3 protein-coding genes and 1 pseudogene are annotated in these 2,686 nt (G+C 70.7%); all 4 read left to right on the plus strand.

The window, feature by feature from the left end:
• Positions 1-447: pseudogene (locus KBA23_RS16710) on the plus strand (hypothetical protein); the annotation flags it as partial.
• Between the two features lie 65 nt (positions 448-512).
• Positions 513-1,748, plus strand: coding sequence for a hypothetical protein (locus tag KBA23_RS16715; protein ID WP_290743373.1), 1,236 nt, complete (start codon positions 513-515; stop codon positions 1,746-1,748).
• Between the two features lie 11 nt (positions 1,749-1,759).
• Entirely contained in the window at positions 1,760-2,293 is a 534-nt protein-coding gene (locus KBA23_RS16720) for a YfiT family bacillithiol transferase (RefSeq protein ID WP_290743375.1), read from the plus strand.
• 72 nt (positions 2,294-2,365) lie between these two features.
• On the plus strand, positions 2,366-2,686 hold a 321-nt coding region (locus KBA23_RS16725; RefSeq protein WP_290743378.1), incomplete at its 3' end, for a hypothetical protein.

Here is a 2,686-nt window from a genome sequence, read left to right on the forward strand (position 1 = left end):
CTCTGGCACGGGGCGTCGTGGAACTTCGTCCTCTGGGGCGCTTTTCACGGCGGACTCCTGGCGCTCGAGCGCGCCGTCGGAGTCGACCGCCTCCACGGCTGGCTGCCGCGACCGCTGCGCATCTCCAACACCTTCGCGCTGGTGCTGGTGAGTTGGGTCTTCTTCCGCGCCGCCGATCTGCCGGCGGCACTGGCCTATCTCGGCAGAATGTTCGGCGTCGGTGCCGCCGCCTCGGCTGCGCCGCTCCTCTCCGGCCTGCTGCTCAGCCCGTACCTTCTGCTGAGCTTCGCCGTCGCCGCGCTCATCGTCTGGGGGGCGCCGCAGAGCTGGACCTGGACGCGGGACCTCACGCCGATGAAGATCGCCCTGGTCCTTGTTCTGCTCGTCGCCGCGATCGCGGCGCTGTCGACGCAGGACTACAACCCCTTCATTTACTACATTTTTTGATGGCCTCCTCTCCCCCTCATCCGTCGCGTGAAGAAGAGGCGCTGACCGAAGTCCGGGCCACGGAGGTGACGCGTACCGGTGGCTGGGTGCTCACGGCGGTGCTCCTCGCCGTGCTCGCCGTCGGCGCGGTGCGCGAGGCGGCGCGCTGGCAAAGGGGCGAGCCGACGGCGTTCGCAGGACCGGATCCGATTCCGAGCCCGAGCGCCTTCCTCGCCAGCTGGCGCAGCAGCGGGCTGCTGGCGGCGAATCGCCGCCTGCGCACCGGTCTCGCCGCGCTCGAGGATCGACTGGGGCGCGAGTCGGCCGTCTCAGCCGACCTTCGCCCGGCGGCGCAGACCGTGCTGACGCGCCACCTCGCCTATGGCAACTCGCAGGTCATCGTCGGGCGGCAGAGTTGGCTCTACTTCCGCACCGAGTTCGACTACCTCACCGGCCATCCCTTTCTCGCTGCGCGCGAGCTCGCCCGCCGCCGCACGCTCGGCGCGCGCTACGCCGTCCCCGAGCCCGATCCGCTGCCCGGCCTGCTGCAGCTCCACGCCGAGCTCGCCGAACGCGGCATCGAGCTCGTCTTCTTCCCGGTACCGGTCAAGGCGCAGGTCCATCCCGAGCCGCTCGCCCGGATGGGGACGGTAGCTGAATCGACGATCGAGAACCCGTCGTTTCCGGAGCTCGTCCGCCGCCTGGGCGACGCCGGTCTCCCGGTCTACGACGCCCTCCCCGCTCTGCGCGCCGCGGCGCGGGAAGGCGAGGAGCTCTACCTTCCGACCGATACGCATTGGAATGCGGCCGGAATGCGTGTCGCCGCCGCCGGCCTCGCGCAGTTCCTGAGCCAGCGAACGAAGCTTCCGCCCCATCCGCCAGCGGGCCTGCGGCGGCGAAGCGTCGCGCACGAGCTCGAAGGCGACCAGACCCGTCTGCTGGGCCTCGGCCTCGACGGTGCGATCTTCCCCAACGAGAAACTCGAAGTCGACGAGATCGTCGGGCTCGGCGAGGTTCCCTACAGCGTCGTGCCGGCAGCCGCGAGCGATCTCCTCCTCTTGGGCGACAGCTACGCGCTGGTTTTTTCGGCCCTTCCCGGAGGCCGCACCGCGAGCTTTGCCGAGCAGCTCGCCTTCGCCCTCGACCGCCCCGTGCGGCGCAGCGCGAAGGTCGCGGCGAACAATCTCGCCGACCGCGTGCACTGGCTGCGCCAGGAGCCCGCCCTTCTCGACGGCGTGCGCGTCGTCGTCTACGAGGTCACGGCGCGGGCGCTGGCCTCCGCCGACTGGTCGGCCGCCAACCTCCAACCGCAAGTGCCCTAGAGGAGAAGGTCATGACCGAGATGCAAGAGCAGCGCTACCCGATCGGCCGCTTCGCCGCCCCGCCCGCCTTCAGCGCCGAAACCCGCCGGCAGTTTTTCGCCGAGCTCGCGGCCTGTCCCGGCGAGCTGCGGCGGGCGACCGCTGGGCTCTCCGCCGCGCAGCTCGACACCCCCTATCGCGAGCACGGCTGGACGGTGCGCCAGGTGGTCCATCACGTCCCCGACAGCCACATGAACGCCTACCTCCGCCACAAGCTCGCGGCCACCGAGGAGCAGCCGGCGATCAAGCTCTACAAGGAGGCGATCTGGGCGGAGCTCCCCGAGGCCAAGTCCGCTGACATCGAGCTCTCGCTCGTGCTGGTCGCCGCCCTGCACGCGCGCTGGCTGGCCTTCCTCGAGGCCCTGCCGGAGGAGATGTTCAGCCGCGCCTTCCTCCACCCCGATCTCGGCCCGGTGACGATCGAAAAGAGCGTCGCCATGTACGCCTGGCACGGCCGCCACCACGTCGCCCAGATCGACGCCCTGCGCCGCCGCAGCGGCTGGTAGGCGCCCGGAGCGTCCATCGCCGGAAGAGGCCGCTCCCCCGACGGACGCCAACAGCCGTACAATCGCGCCATCGTGTTTCCTCAGCCCGAGCATCTGAGGGCGGTCGCGCTGCAGGCGACGGTCCGCTTCGCCGAGACGCCGTTCCCGCTGCTGCTGGTCGCGCATCAGGCGGCGGAGTCGAGCGGCCTGCTGATCGCCCGCCGCGGTCCGATCGAGAAGCGTGTCGTGCTCGATCGCGGCGTGCCGGTCGAGTGCCGCTCCAACCTCGCGCACGAGACTTTCTCCCGCTTCCTCGCGGCGGCCGGCCGGCTCACCGACGAAGAGGCCAACGCCACCCTCTCGCGCTCGGTCGCGCGGGGAGTCCTGCTGGGCGAGATCCTCCTCGAAGAGGGC

The sequence above is a fragment of the Amaricoccus sp. genome (assembly GCF_017995835.1).
Classification (GTDB): domain Bacteria; phylum Pseudomonadota; class Alphaproteobacteria; order Rhodobacterales; family Rhodobacteraceae; genus Amaricoccus.